This window comes from Collinsella aerofaciens, from assembly GCF_015558785.1.
GTDB classification, from domain to species: Bacteria; Actinomycetota; Coriobacteriia; order Coriobacteriales; family Coriobacteriaceae; genus Collinsella; species Collinsella aerofaciens_P.
In genome coordinates, this window is the sequence record NZ_JADMOP010000007.1 from 1 (window position 1) to 20,346 (window position 20,346).

At 59.9% G+C, this 20,346-nt stretch carries 20 protein-coding genes and 2 tRNA genes; 1 reads left to right on the plus strand and 21 read right to left on the minus strand.

Features of this window, described 5'->3' with window-relative positions; genetic code table 11:
• Positions 1–2: 2 nt before the first annotated feature.
• The 8 genes from I2G40_RS04615 to I2G40_RS04650 all read right to left on the minus strand — a co-directional run bounded on the left by I2G40_RS04615 (position 3) and on the right by I2G40_RS04650 (position 8,619).
• Positions 3–76 (minus strand) — tRNA-Glu (locus tag I2G40_RS04615).
• A 22-nt stretch (positions 77–98) separates the two neighbouring features.
• Positions 99–175, minus strand: a tRNA-Glu gene (locus tag I2G40_RS04620).
• Between the two features lie 127 nt (positions 176–302).
• On the minus strand, positions 303–1,697 hold the full coding sequence (locus tag I2G40_RS04625) for a CCA tRNA nucleotidyltransferase (protein ID WP_195544348.1): 1,395 nt from the start codon (positions 1,695–1,697) through the stop codon (positions 303–305).
• 164 nt (positions 1,698–1,861) lie between these two features.
• The gene (locus I2G40_RS04630) at positions 1,862–2,794 is read right to left on the minus strand and encodes a 1-phosphofructokinase family hexose kinase (RefSeq protein WP_006233968.1); all 933 of its coding nucleotides are present in this window, start codon (positions 2,792–2,794) and stop codon (positions 1,862–1,864) included.
• Positions 2,795–2,982: 188 nt separating this feature from the next.
• Positions 2,983–3,915, minus strand: a complete 933-nt coding sequence (locus I2G40_RS04635) for a 1-phosphofructokinase family hexose kinase (RefSeq protein ID WP_006233969.1) — start codon at positions 3,913–3,915, stop codon at positions 2,983–2,985.
• A gap of 74 nt (positions 3,916–3,989) precedes the next feature.
• Positions 3,990–5,693, minus strand: a complete 1,704-nt coding sequence (ptsP, locus tag I2G40_RS04640; protein WP_035138206.1) for a phosphoenolpyruvate--protein phosphotransferase — start codon at positions 5,691–5,693, stop codon at positions 3,990–3,992.
• Positions 5,694–5,826: 133 nt separating this feature from the next.
• Entirely contained in the window at positions 5,827–6,090 is a 264-nt protein-coding gene (locus tag I2G40_RS04645) for an HPr family phosphocarrier protein (protein ID WP_022094575.1), read from the minus strand.
• Positions 6,091–6,615: 525 nt separating this feature from the next.
• A complete protein-coding gene (locus tag I2G40_RS04650) occupies positions 6,616–8,619 on the minus strand; it encodes a fructose-specific PTS transporter subunit EIIC (RefSeq protein ID WP_195544349.1) in 2,004 nt (667 codons plus the stop codon).
• 272 nt (positions 8,620–8,891) lie between these two features.
• Here I2G40_RS04650 and I2G40_RS04655 point away from each other — a divergent pair, with 272 nt between their 5' ends.
• Positions 8,892–9,749, plus strand: a complete 858-nt coding sequence (locus tag I2G40_RS04655) for a MurR/RpiR family transcriptional regulator (RefSeq protein ID WP_055286452.1) — start codon at positions 8,892–8,894, stop codon at positions 9,747–9,749.
• Between the two features lie 59 nt (positions 9,750–9,808).
• Here I2G40_RS04655 and I2G40_RS04660 read toward each other — a convergent pair whose 3' ends face one another.
• The 13 genes from I2G40_RS04660 to ruvX form a co-directional block, all read right to left on the minus strand.
• On the minus strand, positions 9,809–11,440 hold the full coding sequence (locus I2G40_RS04660) for a DNA repair protein RecN (RefSeq protein ID WP_195544350.1): 1,632 nt from the start codon (positions 11,438–11,440) through the stop codon (positions 9,809–9,811).
• The gene (locus I2G40_RS04665) at positions 11,430–12,290 is read right to left on the minus strand and encodes an NAD(+)/NADH kinase (RefSeq protein WP_117746039.1); all 861 of its coding nucleotides are present in this window, start codon (positions 12,288–12,290) and stop codon (positions 11,430–11,432) included. The genes I2G40_RS04660 and I2G40_RS04665 overlap by 11 nt, the downstream gene beginning before the upstream one ends.
• Entirely contained in the window at positions 12,287–13,090 is an 804-nt protein-coding gene (locus tag I2G40_RS04670; protein ID WP_195544393.1) for a TlyA family RNA methyltransferase, read from the minus strand. Before I2G40_RS04670 ends, I2G40_RS04665 begins: the two co-directional genes overlap by 4 nt.
• 35 nt (positions 13,091–13,125) lie before the next feature.
• Positions 13,126–13,365, minus strand: a complete 240-nt coding sequence (locus I2G40_RS04675) for an exodeoxyribonuclease VII small subunit (protein ID WP_006233978.1) — start codon at positions 13,363–13,365, stop codon at positions 13,126–13,128.
• Between the two features lie 2 nt (positions 13,366–13,367).
• Complete coding sequence (gene nusB, locus I2G40_RS04680; RefSeq protein ID WP_195544351.1) at positions 13,368–13,955, minus strand: transcription antitermination factor NusB; 588 nt, start codon at positions 13,953–13,955, stop codon at positions 13,368–13,370.
• Between the two features lie 3 nt (positions 13,956–13,958).
• The gene (locus tag I2G40_RS04685; protein ID WP_195544352.1) at positions 13,959–14,321 is read right to left on the minus strand and encodes an Asp23/Gls24 family envelope stress response protein; all 363 of its coding nucleotides are present in this window, start codon (positions 14,319–14,321) and stop codon (positions 13,959–13,961) included.
• Positions 14,322–14,345: 24 nt separating this feature from the next.
• Entirely contained in the window at positions 14,346–14,909 is a 564-nt protein-coding gene (gene efp / locus I2G40_RS04690) for an elongation factor P (RefSeq protein WP_006233983.1), read from the minus strand.
• Positions 14,910–15,069: 160 nt separating this feature from the next.
• Positions 15,070–16,200, minus strand: coding sequence for a M24 family metallopeptidase (locus tag I2G40_RS04695; RefSeq protein WP_195544353.1), 1,131 nt, complete (start codon positions 16,198–16,200; stop codon positions 15,070–15,072).
• A gap of 132 nt (positions 16,201–16,332) precedes the next feature.
• Positions 16,333–17,442 carry a hypothetical protein gene (locus I2G40_RS04700; RefSeq protein ID WP_195544354.1) on the minus strand — a complete coding sequence of 370 codons (1,110 nt, stop codon included), beginning with the start codon at positions 17,440–17,442 and terminating at the stop codon, positions 16,333–16,335.
• A complete protein-coding gene (locus I2G40_RS04705; protein ID WP_195544355.1) occupies positions 17,439–17,972 on the minus strand; it encodes a shikimate kinase in 534 nt (177 codons plus the stop codon). Before I2G40_RS04705 ends, I2G40_RS04700 begins: the two co-directional genes overlap by 4 nt.
• A gap of 8 nt (positions 17,973–17,980) precedes the next feature.
• Positions 17,981–18,478, minus strand: coding sequence for a YqeG family HAD IIIA-type phosphatase (locus tag I2G40_RS04710; protein WP_195544356.1), 498 nt, complete (start codon positions 18,476–18,478; stop codon positions 17,981–17,983).
• A 1-nt stretch (position 18,479) separates the two neighbouring features.
• Complete coding sequence (gene mltG / locus I2G40_RS04715) at positions 18,480–19,913, minus strand: endolytic transglycosylase MltG (RefSeq protein ID WP_229089763.1); 1,434 nt, start codon at positions 19,911–19,913, stop codon at positions 18,480–18,482.
• Positions 19,906–20,334: a Holliday junction resolvase RuvX gene (ruvX, locus tag I2G40_RS04720; protein ID WP_195544357.1), complete on the minus strand. Its 429-nt coding sequence runs from the start codon at positions 20,332–20,334 to the stop codon at positions 19,906–19,908. The genes mltG and ruvX overlap by 8 nt, the downstream gene beginning before the upstream one ends.
• Between the last annotated feature and the right edge of the window lie 12 nt (positions 20,335–20,346).

Below are 20,346 nucleotides of genomic sequence, written 5' to 3' on the forward strand. Positions count from 1 at the left end.
GGTAGCCCGTACCAGATTCGAACTGGTGATCTCCGCCTTGAGAGGGCGGCGTCCTAAACCGCTAGACGAACGGGCCATAAGCCTCAGCAGAAAAAAAGTGGTAGCCCGTACCAGATTCGAACTGGTGATCTCCGCCTTGAGAGGGCGGCGTCCTAAACCGCTAGACGAACGGGCCACATGACATCTGCACTGCCGTGCTGCGAAGAAATATATTACGGGACAAAAAACGTCAGCGCAAGAAGAAATTCCAAATTGCCGAAAAATTGTCGGCAGGTTATGGAACACGCAGGTAAACTAGGTAGCTAATTCAAGTTGAGATGGACCAAAAGAGCTTCGCGATCGTTGGGAATGTTGTCTTCGATCACGGCGTCGAGGGCGGAGTTGAGAAGCTGCCCCAGTTCCGGCCCGGGCTTGACTCCGGCACGGATCAGGTCGCCGCCGTTGATGGCGAGCATCTTGAGCGTATAGGGCTCCCCCGCCCTCAGCAGCTCGTGCGCCATCGCGCGCATCTCCTCAATCGTCTCAACGTAATAGAAGCACGACGGGGCCTTGCCAAGTGTGTCGGCACGCTTAAGATCCATGAGCTCGTCAATCAGGCGGGCCGTGTCGACGCCCTCACCCGAAAGCGCGCGCATCATATTGAGCAGACAGGAGCGCTCGGGGCGCAGCGGCTTGTCATGGTATTTGATGAGCAGGCACACGTCGCGCACCAAGTCGTGCGAGAGCGCCAGGCGATCCATAATGACGCGCGCCTTCTTGGCGCCGAGCTCGGGATGACCGTAGAAGTGTCCGCTACCGGCATGGTCGACCGTGAAGCACTCGGGCTTGGACACATCGTGCAAAAACGCCGCCCACATAAGGCTCGACGAGGGCGCGACGCCGTCACACAGCGCGAGCTCCCCCGCCACCGTCAGCACACGGGCGATATGCACGTAGACGTTAAACGCATGATAGACACTGCGCTGATCAAACCCGCGACCCGCTGCCAACTCGGGCAAAGCGGCACAGATGAGCTCGGGATAGCGAAGCATCGCGTCTCCCCCATGACCGGTCGAAAGAATGCCCTCGAGCTCAATACCCACACGCTCACGCGCCACGGCATCGAGCAGCGGCGCGCACTCGGCAAGCGCACGCTTGGTCTCGGGCTCAATCATAAAGTCCAGACGGCAGGCAAAGCGCACCGCACGCAGCATGCGCAGGGCGTCCTCGTTAAAGCGACGCTTGGGATCGCCGACAGCGCGAATCAGCTTGCGCTCCAAGTCACCCTGGCCGTCGTAGCGGTCGACAAGCCCGCGCTCGGGATGCCAGGCCATGGCATTGACGGTAAAGTCGCGGCGCGCCAGATCGTCCTCGAGCGAGGCGGCACGCTCCACACTCTGGGGATGACGACCATCGGTGTAAAAGCCATCCAGACGGTACGTGGTGACCTCGATACGCTCGCCATCGGAAATAGCCGTGATTCCGCCAAATTTAATGCCCGACTCCACAACCGCGATGCCGGCGGCCTCGAGCGCCGCTTTGGACTCCTGCCACAGGCCGCTACAGCACAAATCAACATCGTGGCTGGGGTACCCCATCAGGGCGTCGCGCACCCAACCGCCCACGTACCAAGCCTCAAGACCAGCCGCCTCAAGCGCGCGCAGGACGCGCAGGGACGCATCGGACGGTTGAGTACCGTTGAGCGAAACATTGCACATGCCTATGGCCTCCTGCGACTATCAAATTGGCTATCGATTGCGTCTGCAAGAAGTCTAGCAAGAAACAGCCTCCACTGCACACGCAAGTCCGATAAACAAAAACGCATCCGTCCTAGTCTAAGACGGATGCGAAATAATCAAACTATTCAGACAAGGTGCCGGAACTAGCAGACCTGGCGAACCTCGATGTGCTTCTTATATTCGTCCACCTTGGCAAAATCACCCAGACCGGGGCACTCGACCACGTTGGCGCCAGTGGCCATCGAAAGGCGCAGGGCGTCCTCGACGCGCTCGGGAGCGTCGTGCCACACGGACAGGAAGGCAGCGAGCGAGGAATCGCCGGCGCACACAGTCGACAGCAGCTTGACGTCGAAGGTGCGGTTGGCAAACCAGATATGCTCGCCGTTGGAGAAGTACGCACCGGCGCCACCAAGGGTCAGCAGCACGTTCTTGGCGCCCTTGGCGTGCAGCTCAGCCATAGCGCCCTTGACGGACTCGTCGTCGCCACCGCTCACCTTGATGCCAAAGATGTCAAGCAGCTCGTCGTCATTGGGCTTGATCAGCAGTGGCTCCAGAGCAATGAGGTCTGCCAGCTGATGGCTCGAGATGTCGAGGACGAACTCGGCCCCCTTGGCCTTGACACGGCGCAGGACCTCGGCCAAGAAGCCCTCGGAAGTGTTGGGAGGCAGCGAGCCGCTGATGACCAGGCAGGTCATGTCATCGAGCGAATCGATAAGTTCAAACATCTCCTGCTCGTTGGCCTCATTGATGGCGGCACCGGCATTGACCATGTTGTACTCGGTGTCGGGACCGGCGTTGAGGAACACATTGACGCGCGTAATACCGTCGGTCCACACGGGCTTGACGGGCACGCCCAGGGCCTCGGCGCCCTTAACGATAAACTCACCCGAGAAGCCGGCGAAGAAACCCAGGATCGTGGTGTCGACACCATAGTGGTCAAGCGTAAACGAGACGTTGAGGCCCTTGCCGTTGGGCGTGTAGACGGCATTGCGGGTACGCGTGACGGTATTGGCAGTAAGGCCGTCGCAGGCGATGTTGTAGTCAATGGCGGGATTTGCAGTGAGCGTGTAAATCATGAATGTTCCTTTCACGAAGCAACGTGTTAATGAAAGTATATTCCACGCATCGGTAAAAGGCTAGGACAACTCGGCGAACGGTGTGGAAGCGATGAAGCACGGCGGGACACCTCTCCCCCGTGGCGGAACAAAAAGGCGCCCCAGCCGAAACCGGGGCGCCACATGCGCACGAATATGTCACGTTTCAATTACTGACGATCGAGCTTGCGGACAGCAACGCGCTTGCTGTACTCGTCGACGTGACCGAAGTCGCCGATGCCGACGGACTCGGCAACGTTGGCGCCGGTGGCCATAGCGAGCTTCATGGCCTCCTCGACGTTGTCGCGATCCCTGTACCACTTGTGCAGGAACGCAGCGAGGGTGCAGTCGCCGGCGCAGACGGAAGAAACCAGCTTGATGTTGAACTCACGCTTGGCGTACCAGATGTCCTCGCCGTTGGAGAAGTAAGCGTCGCCGCGGCTACCACGGGTGAGCAGCACGTTCTGAACGCCAGCGTCGTGAGCCATCTTCATGGCAACGCGGACCTCGTCGTCGGTGTCGACCGGCACGCCGAAGATGGCCTTCATCTCGTGATGGTTCGGCTTGATGAGCAGCGGCTTCTTGTGAGCGAGCTCCTTGAGCTTGTCGGAGGACAGGTCCAGGACGACGTCGGCGCCACGAGCCTGTGCGTGCTCCATGACCTGAGCCAGGAAGTCAGGCGTAGCTTTGGGAGGAACGGAGCCGGAAACGATCAGGCACTCGAGATCGCCCGCGGTGTCCAGGATGTTGTAGAGCTCCTCCTGGTGCTGCGGCGTAATCGGAGCACCAGGATTCAGGATGCCGTACTCGTGCTGGCCATCGTTGACGTAGGTGTTAATGCGCGTGATGCCGTCGGTCCAGACCGGGCGGCAGAGGCAACCCAGGTTCATGACCTCCTCGACGATGAACTTGCCCGTGAAGCCGGCGAAGAAGCCGAGCGCGACGGTGTCGACGCCCATCTTCTTAAAGGCGAAGGACACGTCGAGGCCCTTGCCGTTAGCCGTGTAGCTGGCCGAACCGGTGCGAACGTTCTCGTCGGGCTCGAGCGGAGAGCTCGAAACCGTCATGTCGACAGCCGGGTTAGCGGTTAGCGTGTAGAACATTTACAGTACCCCCTGTATATGTGAGGGCCGCGTGGCCGGCCCATTCCAACCACGCGGTTACCTCTGATACCAAATTAGCGAGCTGCGGACTCGAGCAGTGCCTTGACCTCGGCGGCGGTGTTGCAGGCGAGTGCCTTCTCGGCGAGCTCGTCGCACTCGGCCTTGGTCCACTGGCTGATGGTCTTGCGGGCGCGCAGGATCGACGGAGCGCTCATCGAGAACTCCTCCAGGCCCCAGCTGATCAGCAGCGGCTCGAGCAGCGGATCGGCAGCGGCCTCGCCGCACATACCGACCATGATGCCGGCCTTCACGCCGCTCTCGATGATGTTCTTGAGCGAGCGGAGCACGGCGGGATAGTAAACCTGGTACAGGTTGGAGATGGTGTCGTTACCACGGTCGGCGCACATGGTGTAGCCGATCAGGTCGTTGGTGCCGATGGAGAAGAAGTCGGCGACCTCGGCAAGACGGTCTGCGAGCAGCGAAGCGGCGGGCGTCTCGACCATGATGCCGACCTCGATGTTCTCGTTGAACTTGCGACCCTCTTCGGTCAGCTCGGCCTTGCACTGCTCGACGAGCTCCTTGACAGCCAAGACCTCCTCGACGCAGGTGACGAGCGGGATCATGATCTTGACGTCACCGAAGGCGCTAGCGCGCAGCAGAGCGCGGAGCTGGACCTTGTACTGGTCGGGATTGGCCAGGCAGTAACGCACGGCGCGGAAGCCCATGAAGGGGTTGTCTTCCTTGACCATATGCAGATACGGAATCTCCTTGTCGCCACCCACATCGAGCGTGCGGATGATGACCGGAGCACCCTTGAGCGCGCTGGCGACCTTACGGTAGGCGTTGAACTGCTCCTCCTCGGAAGGAAGCTCAGCGGAGTCCATGAACAGGAACTCGGAGCGGAACAGACCGATGGCCTCGGCATCGTGATCGAGCGCGTTGGGCACGTCATCGGGGTTGCCGATGTTGCAGGCGATGATCTTCTTGATGCCATCAGCAGTCACGGACGGCTTGCCACGGAAGGCCTCGAGGGCTGCCTTCTCGGCAGCGAAGGCCTCGGCCTTGGCGGTGTAGGCGGCGAGCGTCTCCTCGTCGGGATCGGCCTCGACGATACCCTTGCCGCCGTCGACGACAACGGTCATGCCGTTGCGCAGTGCGGTGCAGCTGTTGGAGACCGAAAGGACAGCCGGGATCTCGAGGGCGCGCGCAATGATCGCGGAGTGCGACGTGCGGCCACCGGTCTCGGTGACGATACCGGCAACGTGGGCCTTATCGATCGTGGCGGTCATGGACGGCGTGAGGTCGTGCACGACAACGACAGTGTTCTCGGGCAGGACGGAGAGGTCGACGACCTCCTTGCCCAGCAGCTCGGCCAGAATACCGGTGCGGATGTCGGCGATGTCAGCCGCGCGAAGACGGAACATCTCGTCGTCCATGGACAGGAACATGTTCTCGAACATGGTCGAGGTGTCCATGAGCGCCTGCTCGGCGCAGGTACCGCCGTCAATGGCGGCGTTGATGGCGTCGGTCATGCCCGGGTCCTGAGCCAGGACAATGTGTCCGCTCATGATCTCGGCCTCGGCCTCACCCACCGTCTCCTTCATGTGGTCGGCCTGAGCCTGGGTCTTCTCGCAGAAGACCGAAAGAGCGGACTGATAGCGCTCCTTCTCTGCTGCCGAATCAGCAACCTCGTGCGGCTCAAACGTCAAGTCGGGATCGACGGCGACCATGACGGTGCCGATACCGATGCCCTCGGAAGCGTTGACTCCCTGATACATTCCCATTCCTCTCTCCGTGTCATGTGATAAAGCGTTTTGCCATATCCATGACAAAAGAGCGCAGTTACCTTACAACAGGTCACTGCGCCCCCAAATATGAACTTAGTTGTTCAACATGCGACCCGTTTGAGTTCTACTCGCCAAGACCGCTCTTGATGAGCTCGATGGCAGCAGCCAGAGCCTCGGCCTCGTCAGCGCCGTCGCACTTGACCTCGACCTCGGTACCGCAGGGGATACCAGCAGCCATGAGGGCCATCGGGGACTTGCCGTTGACCTCCTTCTCGGGGGTGACGACCGTCACGTCACAGGCGTACTTGCCCATGGTGGAGGCGAACAGACCAGCCGGACGCATGTGCAGACCCTGAGGATTAACGAGGGTAGCCTTCTCAGAAACCATAGTTGACTCCTTTTTGTGTTTAACCCCTGTCATGCATGTGGCAGGAGTCAGATTCACGACGTTGTTTATATTAACTCACATCAAACGGTTTTTCATTGTGTTTCAGACGAATTATTGGACAGATGTGTTTGTCGTCCGCTTGCTCACCGGGCGGGGCGATTAAGTTTGCTGCTCTACAGTCCTGCGCAAGACGGAAAGCACATTAAGTGCTTTCCTTTGCGTGCGGAACTCGCGACAAACTTAATCGCCCCGCCCGGCGAGCAAGCTGCGGAAACTCGGTCGGTCCAAAGTAATATCGTGCGAACGGAATTCTGGCTGAAGAACTGTTCGCGATAAAGACTCGATAGGTAGCCCCCTCTATATCCTTTTATAAGTTGCGGTGAAATAGGGACTGAATTTGAGGTTGAATCGTTTAAACAGTCCCTATTTCACCGCAACTTATGGGAGGGATAGAAAAAAGGCGGAGGCCCTGGAGAGGGACTCCGCCTTATATACAGGGGGCGATGGTATTCGCGTGTTGCGGGATTAGACCAGGCGGGCGTTGATCGTCTTGGCGATCTTGGCGGCGTCGGTGGAACCCTTGACGGTGGCACGGAAGTCCTCGTCCATGAGCGCCTCGGCGACCTTGGACAGGATCTTAAGGTGCGTGGTGCCGGCCTGGGCACCCGGGATGAGCAGCGCGATGGCCACGTTGACGGGAGCGCCGTCCATGGTGTCCCAACCGGTCACACCGGACTCGTCCTTGACGACGATGACGGCAGCCTCGGTAATGGCGTCGGACTTGGCATGCGGGATGGCGAAGCCCTCCATCATGCCCGTGGTGCCCTCGGCCTCGCGGGCCAGGAAGGCGTTCATCACGGCGTCGGCGTCGCTGGCGATACCAGCCTTGACAGCCTGGTTGGAAACGAAGCTCAGAGCCTCGTCACGAGAAGCGAAGTCCTCGGCGACAAAGACATTCTCGACCTTCACGAAGTCGGCAGCCTCGGCCTTGGGGGCCTCGACGGCAGCGGCCTTGGGGGCCTCAACGGACTTGGCTACAGGAGCGGCCTTCTGATTCTTCTCGAAGTCGTACTTCTTGAAGGCCACGAACAGGATACCACCGACCACAGCGCCGATGAGGATCGCGAGGACCCACAGCGGACCGTTCTCGACAACGGGCAGCACCAGGAAGCCGCCGTGAGGCGCCGGATCGTGAACGTTGAAGAAGATGGTCAAGATGGAAGCGATGGAAGAACCGAGCATCATGATGGGCATGACGGGCCAGATGTTCTTGGTCATGAACGGAATGGCGCCCTCGGTGATGTGGGTGCAACCAAGGATGAGGTTGACGATACCGGCGTCATGATCCTCCTGGCTGAAGTACTTCTTGCCGACAACGACGGCGAAGGTGGTGATCAGCGGCGGAACGATGCAAGCGGCGGAGACGGCAGCCATGAAGTTGGTGCCGAAGTTGTAGGTCTCGGTGCCGACGCCAGCTTCGAGAGCGGTACCGAGCAGGAAGGTACCAGTAGCGTAAGCAGCCTTGTTGACCGGGCCGCCCATATCAAAGGCGCACATGCAGCCGATGGCCAGGCCAAGGATCACCGGACCGGAGTTACCGAGGCTCTGCAGGAAATCCATCATACCCTGGTTAATGGCAGCCATGGGGCCGGAAATACCGAGCATGACCAGGCCGACGATGGCGGTAGAGCACAGCGGATACAGGAAGATTGCCTTCAGGCCATTAAGGCTCGCGGGAATTTTAGAGAAAACCTTCTCGAGCAGCAGGATGACATAGCCGGCGAGGAAGCCGCCGACGATGCCGCCCAGGAAGCCGAAGCCCACGCCGGCGCCACCGGCGTCGATCATGCCGGTCTCGGCGTTAACAGGCAGGCCCTGGATGGCAATCATACCGGCAACGAAACCGGGGACGAGCGCCGGGCGCTTGCCGATGGATTCGGCGATGTAGGCGGAAAGCACCGGAACCATAAGGTTCATGGCGATGCCGCCGATGATCTTGAGCATCGCAGCAAAGCTGTTGTAGTCGGCAGCCGTCGAATCAAAGGACGTGATGCCCCACAGGAACGAAATGGCGGTCAGAACACCACCGGCAACGACGAAGACCAGCATGTGGCTGACGCCGTTCATGAGGTGCTTGTAGATGACGTGGCCGATGGACTCCTTCTCCTCGACCTCGTCCTCGACATCGGCGGCAGCGGCAACCGTGTCGTCGCCCTTGGCGGCGAGCGCGCGGTCGATCAGCTTACCAGCAGCCTCGACAGACAGGGCCTTGGAAACACCAACGGAAACCATGGGCTTACCGGCGAAACGCTCAGCCTGGACATCCTTATCGGCTGCGACGACGACGGCCTTGGCACCGGCGATCTCGCTCTTGGTGAGCTCGTTCTCGACACCGACCTGGCCATGAGTCTCGACCTTAATGGTCAGACCGCGCTCGGCAGCTGCCTTCTCCAGCGCCTCCTTCGCCATGAAGGTGTGCGCAATGCCGGTCGGGCAACCGGTCGCGGCGATGATGTCAAACTTAGCCATGTGTCCCTCCTTCTTGAGTACAGCGCCCTCGGGCGCTCCCCTACACGCGCTTCGATGCGCGTTTTTCCACAACTGAAAGATACCAACCTACCGTCCGCGTGAGAAGAGACAAGGCGCAATTCTCCGGTGAAAGGTTCTTTCATAACCGTAAACGGCAAGTGAAAGTTTACCATCAACACTTGAAACGGCAAGGTGTATCTTGTAATTGAAAATGCCCGTATACTATGGCATTGCAAATCAAGTTAGATTTTCATGCCAACCAGGAGCCATCCATGACCGATAGTAGCAAAAGCGCACTTTCCCTCATTAGTACCCACCAGGGATACAGCGAGTCCGAGCAGCGCATTGTCGACTATATATTGGAGCACCAGTCCGAGGCGCCACGCCTCACGGCGGCTCAGCTCTCGCGCGCAGCCGCCACGTCCGAGGCGACCGTTTCGCGTTTCTGCCGCAAGCTGGGCTTTGGCAGCTTCCGCAGCTTTCAGTTTTCGTTGGCGCGCGACTTAGAGAGTCAGCGCAACGAGGGCCTGACCGACGAGGTCTCGCTCGACAACATGGAGCAGAGCCTTAAAAATATCCTCGCCGCCAAGGTGAGTGAGCTTAATGCGACCATCGACGGCATTGATCACGACACGTTGGCCGCAGTTGTACACGCGCTTAAGAACGCCGGCGTTATTGAGTTTGCGGCCGTAGGCAACACCAACGCCGTCGCGCTCGACGCGACGTTCAAGTTCTCGCAGCTGGGCCTGCGCTGCATGGCGAGCACCATTAGCGAGACATCAATCGGCTTTGCGCTCACGTTACGCCCGGGTGACGTCATCGTGCTAATCTCAAACTCTGGCAAATCGCGCCGACTGAATCGCATGGCAAAAGCGGCTCGCAACTGCGGCGCAACCGTAGTCGTCATCAGCAGCGATAGCAAGTCTCCACTTGCGCGCCTCGCCGACTACACCTTTAATACCGTCAATCACGAAGCGCTGCTGACAACGGGTGACTTCGCATTCTCCAAGATGAGCGCCACGATGATCATAGAGGTCATCTACAACTTCCTGCTGCCCGAAATCGAGGACGCCCGAGAGCATATCAGCTACTACGAAGAGCTCATCCAACCGGATAAGGTCGTGGAGTAAAACGCGAAGTGGGACAAAAAATTCAGTCTATTTTGTCCCACCAGCACCGCTGATACGACCTAACCTCGAGCTTCTTCAAGCATCTGCTTGGCATGCGCCAAGCTCGCCTCCGATTGATCGCCGCTCAACATGCGGGCGATCTCGGCGGTACGCGCTTCGCCGGTTACCTCGTCCAAATGCGTCTGGGGAACATCGCCCGGTTCCTTACTGACAACATAATGTTTGTCGGCCATGACCGCAACCTGCGCAAGGTGCGTTACGACGATGACCTGATGAGTAGCGGCAAGATCGGCCAGCACACCAGCAAGAGCACGAGCCGTAGAGCCGCCGACACCGGCATCGACCTCGTCAAACACCAGCGTATCGACACCGTCCGCGTTACCGAGGACAACCTTACTTGCCAACATGACGCGGCTGAGCTCGCCGCCCGACGCAATGCGGCGCAGGGGACGTGGAGTCAAACCGGCACCGCTGCGGTATAGCAGCTCGTAGCTCGAAGGACCAACGGGCGTCCACTCAGCACGGGGAAGATCACGCGACTCCCAGACGAGCTCGGCGCCGCCCATCTCCAGGCGAGCCATCTGGCGGCAAACCTCGTGGCAGAAGCGCGGGGCCGCCATATTGCGAGCGCGCTTAAGTGCCTTGGCAGCGGCAAACAACTCGTGCTCGGCGCTCCCGAGTGCCTCACGCGCCTTTCTGATCTGTTCATCGCCATCATCGACCAGGGACAGCAGCTCTTGCGAGCGATCGCGCATGGCAAAAACATCGTCCATGGTAGGACCCCACTGACGCAGCAGGCCCTTGAGGTCGGAATACCGCTCACGCATGCGAGCGAGCTCGCGCGGATCGAAGGCGACGCCATCGCGATAGGCACGAAGTTCGTTCGCGCAATCCTCAAGGGAGATACAGGCATCCGAAAGCAAATCGGCAATGTCGCCAAGTTTGCGATCGACGGAAGCCATACGGGAAAGTTCTGCCACGGCGCTGTTCACGGCATCGAGCGCTCCCCCTTCAGAGGCAAGCGATGCATGGGCATCATTAGCTGTGGCAACCAGCACCTCGGCATGTTCGGAGCGCGGCAGCAGTTCCTCGAGTTCCTCATACTCGCCCGGTTTGGGGTCGACCTCGCCGATGCGCTCGAGCGCAAAGCGCGCTTCCTCGACGCGGCTCCCCTGCGCACGCGAGGTCTCTTCGACACGTCGAACCTCCTTAGCGGCAGCGCGCGAAGCCTTAAAGCAGGCGCGGTAGTGCTCGAGCGCCTCGAGTGCAGGGCGCCCTGCCCAGGCATCGACCATCGCAACATGATGCGCCGGATCGAGCAAGCGCTGGTGCTCGTGTTGGCCGCACAGATCCATCATCACGCCAACGCGCTCCGAAAGCTCGCGCACACTGGCGATGCGTCCGTCAATCTTCACGCGGCTGCGGCCCTCGGCAGAAGAAAGACTGCGCTGCACGATGAAGCCCTCCGTGTCGTGCGGGCCGTCAAACAGGCGCGCCTCGACGCTCGCCAGTGCCTCGCCCTCGCGCACCATAGACGAATCCGCGCGCTCACCCAAAATAAGCTTGAGGGCCGAGAGCAGCGCGGTCTTGCCGGCACCGGTCTCGCCGGTCAGGACAGTCAGGCCGGCACTCGGCAGCAGCGTCGCCTCGCGAATGAGCGCAATGTTAGAAACCTGCAGCTCATCGATCATGACGGACTCCGTAGAATACGCGGCTCACCGAGTTATAGAAGCTCTCGGGGCCGTAATCCAGCAGCAACACATCTCCGGGCCCGCGGCGCACCGCCACGCTCTCAACGGTGCCATCGCAGGTAATAAACTGTCCATCGATAGCAATCGCTGGAACGCTCGGACGATCATCAGACATAAAGATTTCGACGACATCACTCGGCGAAGTCAAGAAGGCACGGGCCTGAATGGTGTGCGGCGCAATGGGTACGCAGACCATGCCCGTATAGTCGGGGCTCACGATGGGGCCACCGGCACTGAGCGCGTAACCCGTAGAACCAGTCGCCGTGGACACGACCACGCCGTCGCCACGCAGGCGATCGATATGGTGGCCGGACACCGTGATGTCAAACTCGACCATATCGGACAGGGGGCCGCGCGTGAGCGCCATGTCATTGAGGGCGAACGTGCGCACGACATCCTTCGTGCCATCGTCACGCACGGACACGATATCCGCGGCGATGGTAGCGCGACGGCTCACATGCAGCTCGCCGGACAGGGCGTCGCTCACAACCTGCAAAATGTCGCGCTCCTCGGGACTCGCGGCCGTCAAAAAGCCCAGGTGACCATAGGAAAGACCGAGGATAGGAATCTCGCGATGGTTGAGGATGCGGGCAGCGCGCAGCAACGTACCGTCACCGCCGAGCGTAATGACCAGATCGGAGCCGTCAATATCAGGCGTGCTCTGAATCTTCGATCGCTGGTCGGCAGCCCATGCGACCTCATAGCCCTGGCGCGTCAGCCAAAGCTCGAGCATCAGGCCGCTCTCGACCGCCTCTTGCTTGTAGTAATTGGGAACCAGAAAGACCTTCATAGCGTTGCAGCTTTCTCGCTCAAAACCGATACCTGGGATTGCAGCACGTCTTGCGAGCGGTCGCCAGATTCAAATCTCGTGCCGTACAGGAAAAACTCAACGTTGCCCTTGGCACCATGAATGGGCGACACGCACACATCGACCGGGAACAGCCCCTTGGCAGCAAAGAGCTCAACCGCCGCCACGAGCGTATCGCGGCGCACGGCAGGATCGGTCACAATGCCGCCCTCGCCCACCAGCGCCGCCGGAGCTTCAAACTGCGGCTTTACGAGCGTGCAGAATGCACCCGTAGGCGCCAGGCACGCCAGTACCGCATCGATAATGTTCGCGATGCTGGTAAACGAGACATCACACACAGCCAGGTCGATGGCGCCGGCATAGCCAAGCTCAGGCAGCTGCGTCACGTTTGTGCGCTCATGCAGCGTCACGCGATCGTCCTGACGCAACGACCAATCGAACTGGGCGCGACCAACGTCCACCGAGACAACGGTCGCAGCTCCGCGCTTGAGCAGGCAATCGGTAAAGCCACCGGTAGAGCAGCCCACATCCAGACAGGCAAGGCCCGTCGGATTGATGCCAAACGCATCAAGCGCACCTTCGAGCTTAAGACCGCCGCGGCCAACATAGGGAATGCGCCCCTTAACGTGCAGCGGCTGGCCCGGCGTCACCTTGAGCCCCGGCGAAGTCAAGCGCTCGCCGCCACTCGAGACCAAGCCGGCCATAAGAGTGCGAAGGGCATCCGCGCGATCGGCGCAGATGCCCTGTGAAATCAGTTCGTCATCAAGACGCACGCGTTTCATGAATGCCATCAACCATTCGTATCCGGAGATGCGGCCTAGCTATCCTGGGATTCGTTTGCCGCATCCTCATCGTATTCCTGTTCGAGCTTATCGGCCTCACGCGGCGTCAGCTCAAACTTGTCGACCATATCGACCGCGCGGGATCCCAGCTCAATCGCCTCGTCAAACAGATCGAGCGAACGCTCCAAGGACGTATCCTTGGAGCGAACGGTAGCGATGATCTGGTCCAGGCGATCCGAGATCTCATCGAAGTTGCGGACGGAACCCTCTGGCATGGCTACTCCTCGATGGAGTCGGCCTCGACGGCCTCAGCAGCGTCCGCATCCTCAGCAAGTACACCGGCGGCAGCCTGAGCGGCAGCGACCTTGGCGGCCGCCTCGGCAGCCTGTGCCTCCTCGCGAGCGCGATCCTCGGCCAGCAGCTCTTGGTACAGGTCCTCGCCCGGCAGCTCCTCACTGCGAGCGATCTTGCCCAGCACGCCGTTGACAAACGACGCGGACTGGTCGGTACCATAAGCCTTGGCAATCTCGACTGCCTCGTTGATCACGATAGCGTCCGAGACCTCCTCGTCGGTGAGGAAGCGCATCTCGTAGACGGCGATACGCAGAAGGTTGCGGTCGGCACCGGGCATGCGCATAAGATCCCAGTTCTTAGCGACGGCGCGCAGGGCACAATCGATGCGATCGATGTGCTCGTAGGCACCGCGGCAAAGCTCCAGCGCATAGGGGTCGAGGGGACCCTTCGAGATCAGGAAATCGCCCTCGAGGACGCGCTCGAGCGGGCTGTCCGTGGCCTCGGCCTGGAACAGCAGCTGCAGCGCCTGACTGCGGGCAAGCGTGCGCCCGCGATAAACCTTAAGGCTCAAAGGTTACTCCTTGGGGAAAACGAGGCCGTCGATGCAAACGTCAACGCGTTCGACCTCAACGCCCACCTGGGCATCGATGGCGGCGACCACGGCGGCGCGAACGGCCTCGGCGAGTTTCTTGAACGGATAGCCAAAGAACACCACGACACGCACGGTGAGTGCGAGCTTGTCGCTGACAACCTCGGCCTCGACCGCCGGCTCGGAAGCCGGGGCCTTGGACGAGAGCATCATGGAGACAAGGTTGGTGGCAAGGTCCTTGACGCCAACGGAGGCGATGCCCTCGACATCCGACACGGCGCGCGAGACGATGGCGGTCAGAACATCGGGCGAAATGCCGATGCCGTCAATCTTGATTTCCTGGGGCATGAGTCCTCCTAGAAGAGTTGGTTGCTAGACGCGGGAGACGAACTTGCCGTCGCGGGTGTCAACCTTGATGACCTCGCCCTCGTTGAGGTACATGGGGACCTGGATGACAGCGCCGGTGTCGATCGTGGCCGGCTTGGTGGAACCCTGGACGGTGTCGCCCTTAAAGCCCGGGTCGGTCTGGACGATGGTGGTCTCGATGAACATCGGCGGGGTCACGCCCATGAGCTCATCGTCGGCGAAGAGCAGCTGGCAGATGTCGTTCTCGCGCAGCCACTTGGAGTTCTCGCCCACCATGTCCTCGGGAACGGGAACCTGCTCATAGGACTCGTTGTCCATGAAGATGTAGTCGGTGCCATCGTTGTAGAGGTACTGGAACTCACGGGTGGTGAGCATGACGCTCTCGAACTTGGTGCCGGCGTTGCAGGTGTTCTCGACGACGCGGCCGCTCTTGATGTCGCGGGTCTTGTAGCGCACAAACGCGCCGCCCTTGCCCGGCTTGACATGCTGGAACTCGACAATGGTGTAGACCTTGTCCTTGATGCGGAGACCGAGGCCGTTCTTGAAGTCGGCGGTAGAAATGGTAGGCATAGCGACCTTTCTTGTTATGGGCAGAACGCACAAGCGTCCAAATTACATACGACAGAAATTATACACTTGCAGACGGCGCCTGCAGCGAGCGCATAAAAAGAGAACGCGGGGCGTCCGAATCGATCCGAACGCCCCGCCCCAAACTATCTACCGAAGTAGACTAGCAGTCGATAACGTGCAGGTCGTGCGGGGTCTTGGTGAAGGGCTCGTAGCCGTTCTCGGTGACCACGCCGTAGTCCTCAAGGCGCACGCCGCCCACGCCGGGCAGGTAGACGCCGGGCTCCAGGGTGACAACCGAGCCGATCTCGATGGTGTTCTTGCTGCGGTTGAAGTTGGGCAGCTCATGGATGTCGATACCAACGCCGTGGCCCAGACCATGGTTGTAGTAATCGCCATAGCCGGCATCGCCGATGATCTTCTTAGAGAGCTTGAAGATGTCGTTGCCCTCGACGCCCGGATGGATGGCGGCGACGCACTCCTCGTGCGTACGGCGCACGAGCGCGTACAGGTCGAGCTGCTCCTGCGTGGGCTCGCCCATCACGACGGTGCGTGTCATGTCGGAGCGGTAATCGCAGTAGCCCGCGCCGTAATCCATAAGAACGAAATCGCCCTTCTCGATCACGCGGTCGCTCGGCACGGCATGCGGGTTGGCGGTGTTGGGACCGCTCGCCACGATGGAGCCGAAGGCAAGGCCGTCGGCGCCGTTGGCGAACATAAAATTCTCGAGCTCGTTGCGAACCTGCTTCTCGGTCATACCAGGCTTAATAAACCCGAGCATGTGCTGGAAGGCGGCATCGGTGATCGACTGCGCATGGCGCATGAGCTCGATCTCCTCGGCGTCCTTGATGGCGCGCATCTTGCGGATGTCGTCGTGCATCAGCGGCAGCATGCAGGTGACGGAGCGGTCCTCCAGGCCGCGCTGAATGCCCTGGTAGAAATTAATCTGCATATCGTCTTCGACAGCGCAGACACGGCACTTGTTGGCTGCGATCTTGCCGGCGACCCAGTCGGGAATGGTACCCTCATCCATGTCGTAGACCCAAGGGCTGCCGGCGGGCGTGTTCTCCTCAAAGCTGTTGAGGTAGCGCGAGTCGGTGTGGAACAGGCACTGGTCGACCGTAATAAACGCAGCGTGCGGGAACTCGAAGGTGTAGTCGAAGACGCCCTTCACGCCCGTAAGCCAACGAAGGTTGGCCTCGTCGCGCACCACGATGGCGTCGTAGCCACGCTCGGCCATCAGGGCACGGACACGCTCGATACGACCGGCAGGACCGGCAGCAAACTCAGACATGCAGATTCCTTTCTTGTTGTCTCTATATAGACGGGACGGGTCTCAAACGAACGACGGAATCGCATGCGATCCGCAACCGATTGAAAACCCGCCCCTCAACATGATACGAAAGACAATGGATGTCAATAAATCTTAGAGAAGTTCTTTGCGTGAAGCCAAGTAGGCGTGAGTATGGCGCTCAAGAACCTCGTCCTCAACGCTCGTTAGACGAATGGCGCCGAGTGCCGCGGGCAGCGGCAACATGCTGCGGTTCGAGCGAGCGAACTGCTGCTTGCGGAACTCCTCGATATATACGGCAGGCTCCAGATCGAAGGCAAGTTCCTCGATACCAAAGTCCTCCAGGCAGTCATCGACCTCAAAGACGTAATCGATATCGAAGTCGCAGGCATCATGTGCTAGGCGCGCCTCAAAGCGCATGCCCTCGGATAACAGCTGATAGGCAGGAACCTGCGAAGCAGCATCGCCCAAGCAAGCGCGCAGAGTACGCTCCCCCGTCTTGCCAAAATCGAGCGCATGGCGGGCGCTCGGGTTCGTGGCCATCAGTACGTCCTTACGGGCAGTCTGGGACCATTGAACTGCATTGACGAGCGCGACCTCCTCGCCCGCGAGAATCTCAGGAACGGTCTCAGTAAACTGATTCCAGCGGGACTTGCTGCTCGAAAGCATGGTACCAACAAGTACCACATAGCCGAGCTTGAGGTACTCGGGGTCCGCCTCGCGAACAAGGTCGAGGTCACACACGACCAAGCCCGGTTCGGGACGGAACGCGATAGCGGGAAGCGCATTCGACGACGAGGCGACGAGCGGCTTCATGGTCGTCGCGACCGTGAGCATGGCGTCGAAGGTCGTCGGCAGCAACGCGCACTCGGTGCGGCCGCACCACTGATTGGCACACCAGCTAACAACCGAGCAGGTTGCGGCATCGCCAACGGCGACAACCAGATCGTCACAGGTAATGCCATTGGCAGTCAGGGCGCCAAAGATAGCATCGGCATCAGCAAGCGTGGCACCAGCAGGCGAAACCTCGAGGGGAAGCTGTGACATGACAAAACCGGCGTCGACCAGCGCATGCTCGACGACCTCACCAAAACGCTCGGATGTGGCGTCGTTCCAAACCACCATCGCGCGCTTAGGCTTGCCCACAGTCGAGGCAAACATGCGCGACAGTTCCTCAAATGCGCCAAGACCGACGCGAACATCGACACTGCGGTTTTGGAAATTGATGAGTTGACGGCGAATCATAGCAATCCACGCTCCAAAAGCACCTCGGCACAAAGGTAAGAAACGTCCTCGAAGGACTTGTTGCGAATATCAAGGGTAATATCGGCGGCCTGGCGATACAGCGGACGGCGATGCTCAAACAGGCGCGCAGCATGCTCGGGCGAGCGGAAATCGGGCCGGGTATCGGAGCGGCGGATCTGGCGCAACGAGTCCTCAAAATCGCCTTCGAGGTACACGCACGTACCCATCTCGTGCATCAGTTCAATGTTCACCGGCGTCTCGACGATGCCACCCCCGCACGATACCAGCAGGCTTCGCTCGCTTTGAAGCGAACGGAGTGCCGAGGTCTCGAGCTCGCGAAAACGATACTCGCCCTCCGTCTCAAATATCTCGGTCACGGATTTACCGCATCGACGCACGACCAGGCGATCGGTATCGATGAATCGACGCTTGAACATAGTGCCCACATTGCGCGCAAGCGTCGACTTGCCCGCGCCCAAAAAGCCGATAAAGAAGATATGGTCGCAGCCGTGTTTGATGTGCTGAGACATGGCGAAACCTATTCCTCGCAGGGAAGGTCGCGCAGGGCCCGGCGCTCAAAGATACGGAAGATCTGCGTATACCACAGGTCCTGGGTTGCCTGCGGCTTGACAAGAATGGTGTCAACGCCGGCAAAGTTACCGCTCCATACGTCCGTGTAAAGCTGGTCACCGATCAGTACGGCCTCGTTAGCCGTAGCACCTAGGCGCTTAAGGCCCGCTTTGAGGGCAAACGGGGCGGGCTTCATGGCGTGGCTGATGGCCTCGAGCCCCAACTCGCGCGCCGATGCCATGACCTGATCGCGATGCCAGTTATTGGACACCATACACAGCTTAAAGCCCTTGGCATGGGCGGCTTCGAGCCAAGCGGAAACCGCAGCGGGAACCCGCTCGGTATCGCGCGGCACCAGGGTGTTATCGCGGTCGAGTAGAATGGCTCGCTTGCCGTCGGCCCACAGGGTATCGAGGTCGATGCGGTCGACTGAGGCTACATATCGTTTGGGGCTAAAAATCCTCATGCTAATTCCAAGACTGTTGATGCTCTTCGTAGGTTTGCGAGAAGTACTCCTCGTCCTGCGTAATGTAGAAATACAGGTCATCGGAGTCGGTCGGCTCAAGCGTGGCCTTGAGTGCCTCGAGCGACGGAGAGCAGATGGGCGTGGGTGGCAGACCCTCATGCTTATAGGTGTTATACGGACTATCGCTCTGCAGGTCGTCGGCGGTAACCTCGCCACCGGTGACATACATCATAGTCGCATCGCTATTGAGATAGCGCAGACCGTCGAGCTTGCCGGCAAGGCGGTTGTAGAAAACCGAGGCCACATGCGCACGTTGATCGGCGTTGAGGCCCTCGCGCTCAACGATAGAGGCCAAGTTGACGATGTCGTAGTCGGACATCTCCACACCGTAGCGTTCCTTGATCTTGGCTTCGCAGCTCGCAAAGTCAAGCGACTTGTACTCGGTCTTAAACTGATCGAGCATAGCGCGAATCACGTCATCGGCCGTCGGCGAATCGCCCAGCGAATAGGTCTTGGGGAACAAGAAACCCTCGAGCGAATCGTTGGCGGCGCCCTTAAGGAAGCTATAGTCGTCCACGTAGTTGGAGGCCTTGGCCTGGTTGAGGAAGTCTTCCTTAGAGATGCTGTCGTAGGCCTGGGCCACACGGTCGGCGACTTGATCGACCGTCAGGCCCTCAGGGATAGTCAGCGTATTGGAGCCCGCGTTGGGGCCTTCCATGAGCTGCTGAACAACCTTGGTCGCATCCATGAGTGTGGTGAACGAATAATCACCAGGCTTGAGCGACATATCGGCGTTGAGCTTTTTCACCGCCGCATAGTAATCCTTGGGATTTTCTACGATATGGTTCTCGGAGAGAATCGAAGCGATGCTGTCACCCGAGGCACCATCGGGAATCGTGATAGTAACCTGCTGGCCTGCAACGACTTTCGCACCCTCACCGCCAAAGAAGCCCTTGACGGCTGGCACGACAAAGAAAACGATCGCGACAAGCGCAAGCACGGCAACAACGCCACCGATAATCATAGGCACCGGGGAGCTTTTCTTTTGAGCACCGCGACGAGCATGCGTGTTGTAGCTCGAGCGGGTCGCCGGAGCAACGCCATGCGAACCACGAGCGTGATGCGAATGCGATTGGGGGGCCTGCGTTCGCTGGGTAGGTGCCTGCTGCTTAAAGCGGGTGCCGCCTGCAGGCTGGGCCGTACGAGCAGTGGGCTGCTGAACCGCGTGAGAAGCCGAATGCTGAACCGAACGAGCAGAAGGCTGCTGACCCGTCCGTTGAACAGGTTGGGCCGAACGAGAGAAGGACTGCGCCGGGCGCGCGGCAGGCTGAGCTGCGCGCTGCGTCGGCTGTGCCGGACGCTGGCCAGGCTGGGCAGGGCGCGACGCCGGCTGCTGTGTACGATTCGGCTGGCGCGGATCGGAAGCACTAGGCATGCGAAACCTCCTCGTTTTTACGATCGAGCCACGTCTGCAAAAACAGGCTGGCGGCAATCATGTCGATCTTGCCCCTCATCTGCTTTTCGTTGAGTCCCTGCTCGCGCAGGATACGCTTGGCCTCTTGCGAGGACAGACGCTCGTCCTCAAACTCCAACGGAAGATCGAGCTCGTCGGCAATCTTTTGCGCCACAGCGGCAACGCGCTCGGCCTGAGGGCCGGGCTCACCGGCCATGGTCAGGGGACGTCCGCTTACCAGGATGTCGGGCTCATAGTCCTCAACCAGGTAGCGGAACGTCTTGGCCATACCGGTGACCTCGGCAGCCGGAAGCACCTTGACAGGCATCGCCATCTTGCCATCACGGCTCGAGACGGCGATGCCAATCCTGGTCTCCCCTATGTCCAGCGCGAACGCAACCACAGTGACTTCTTA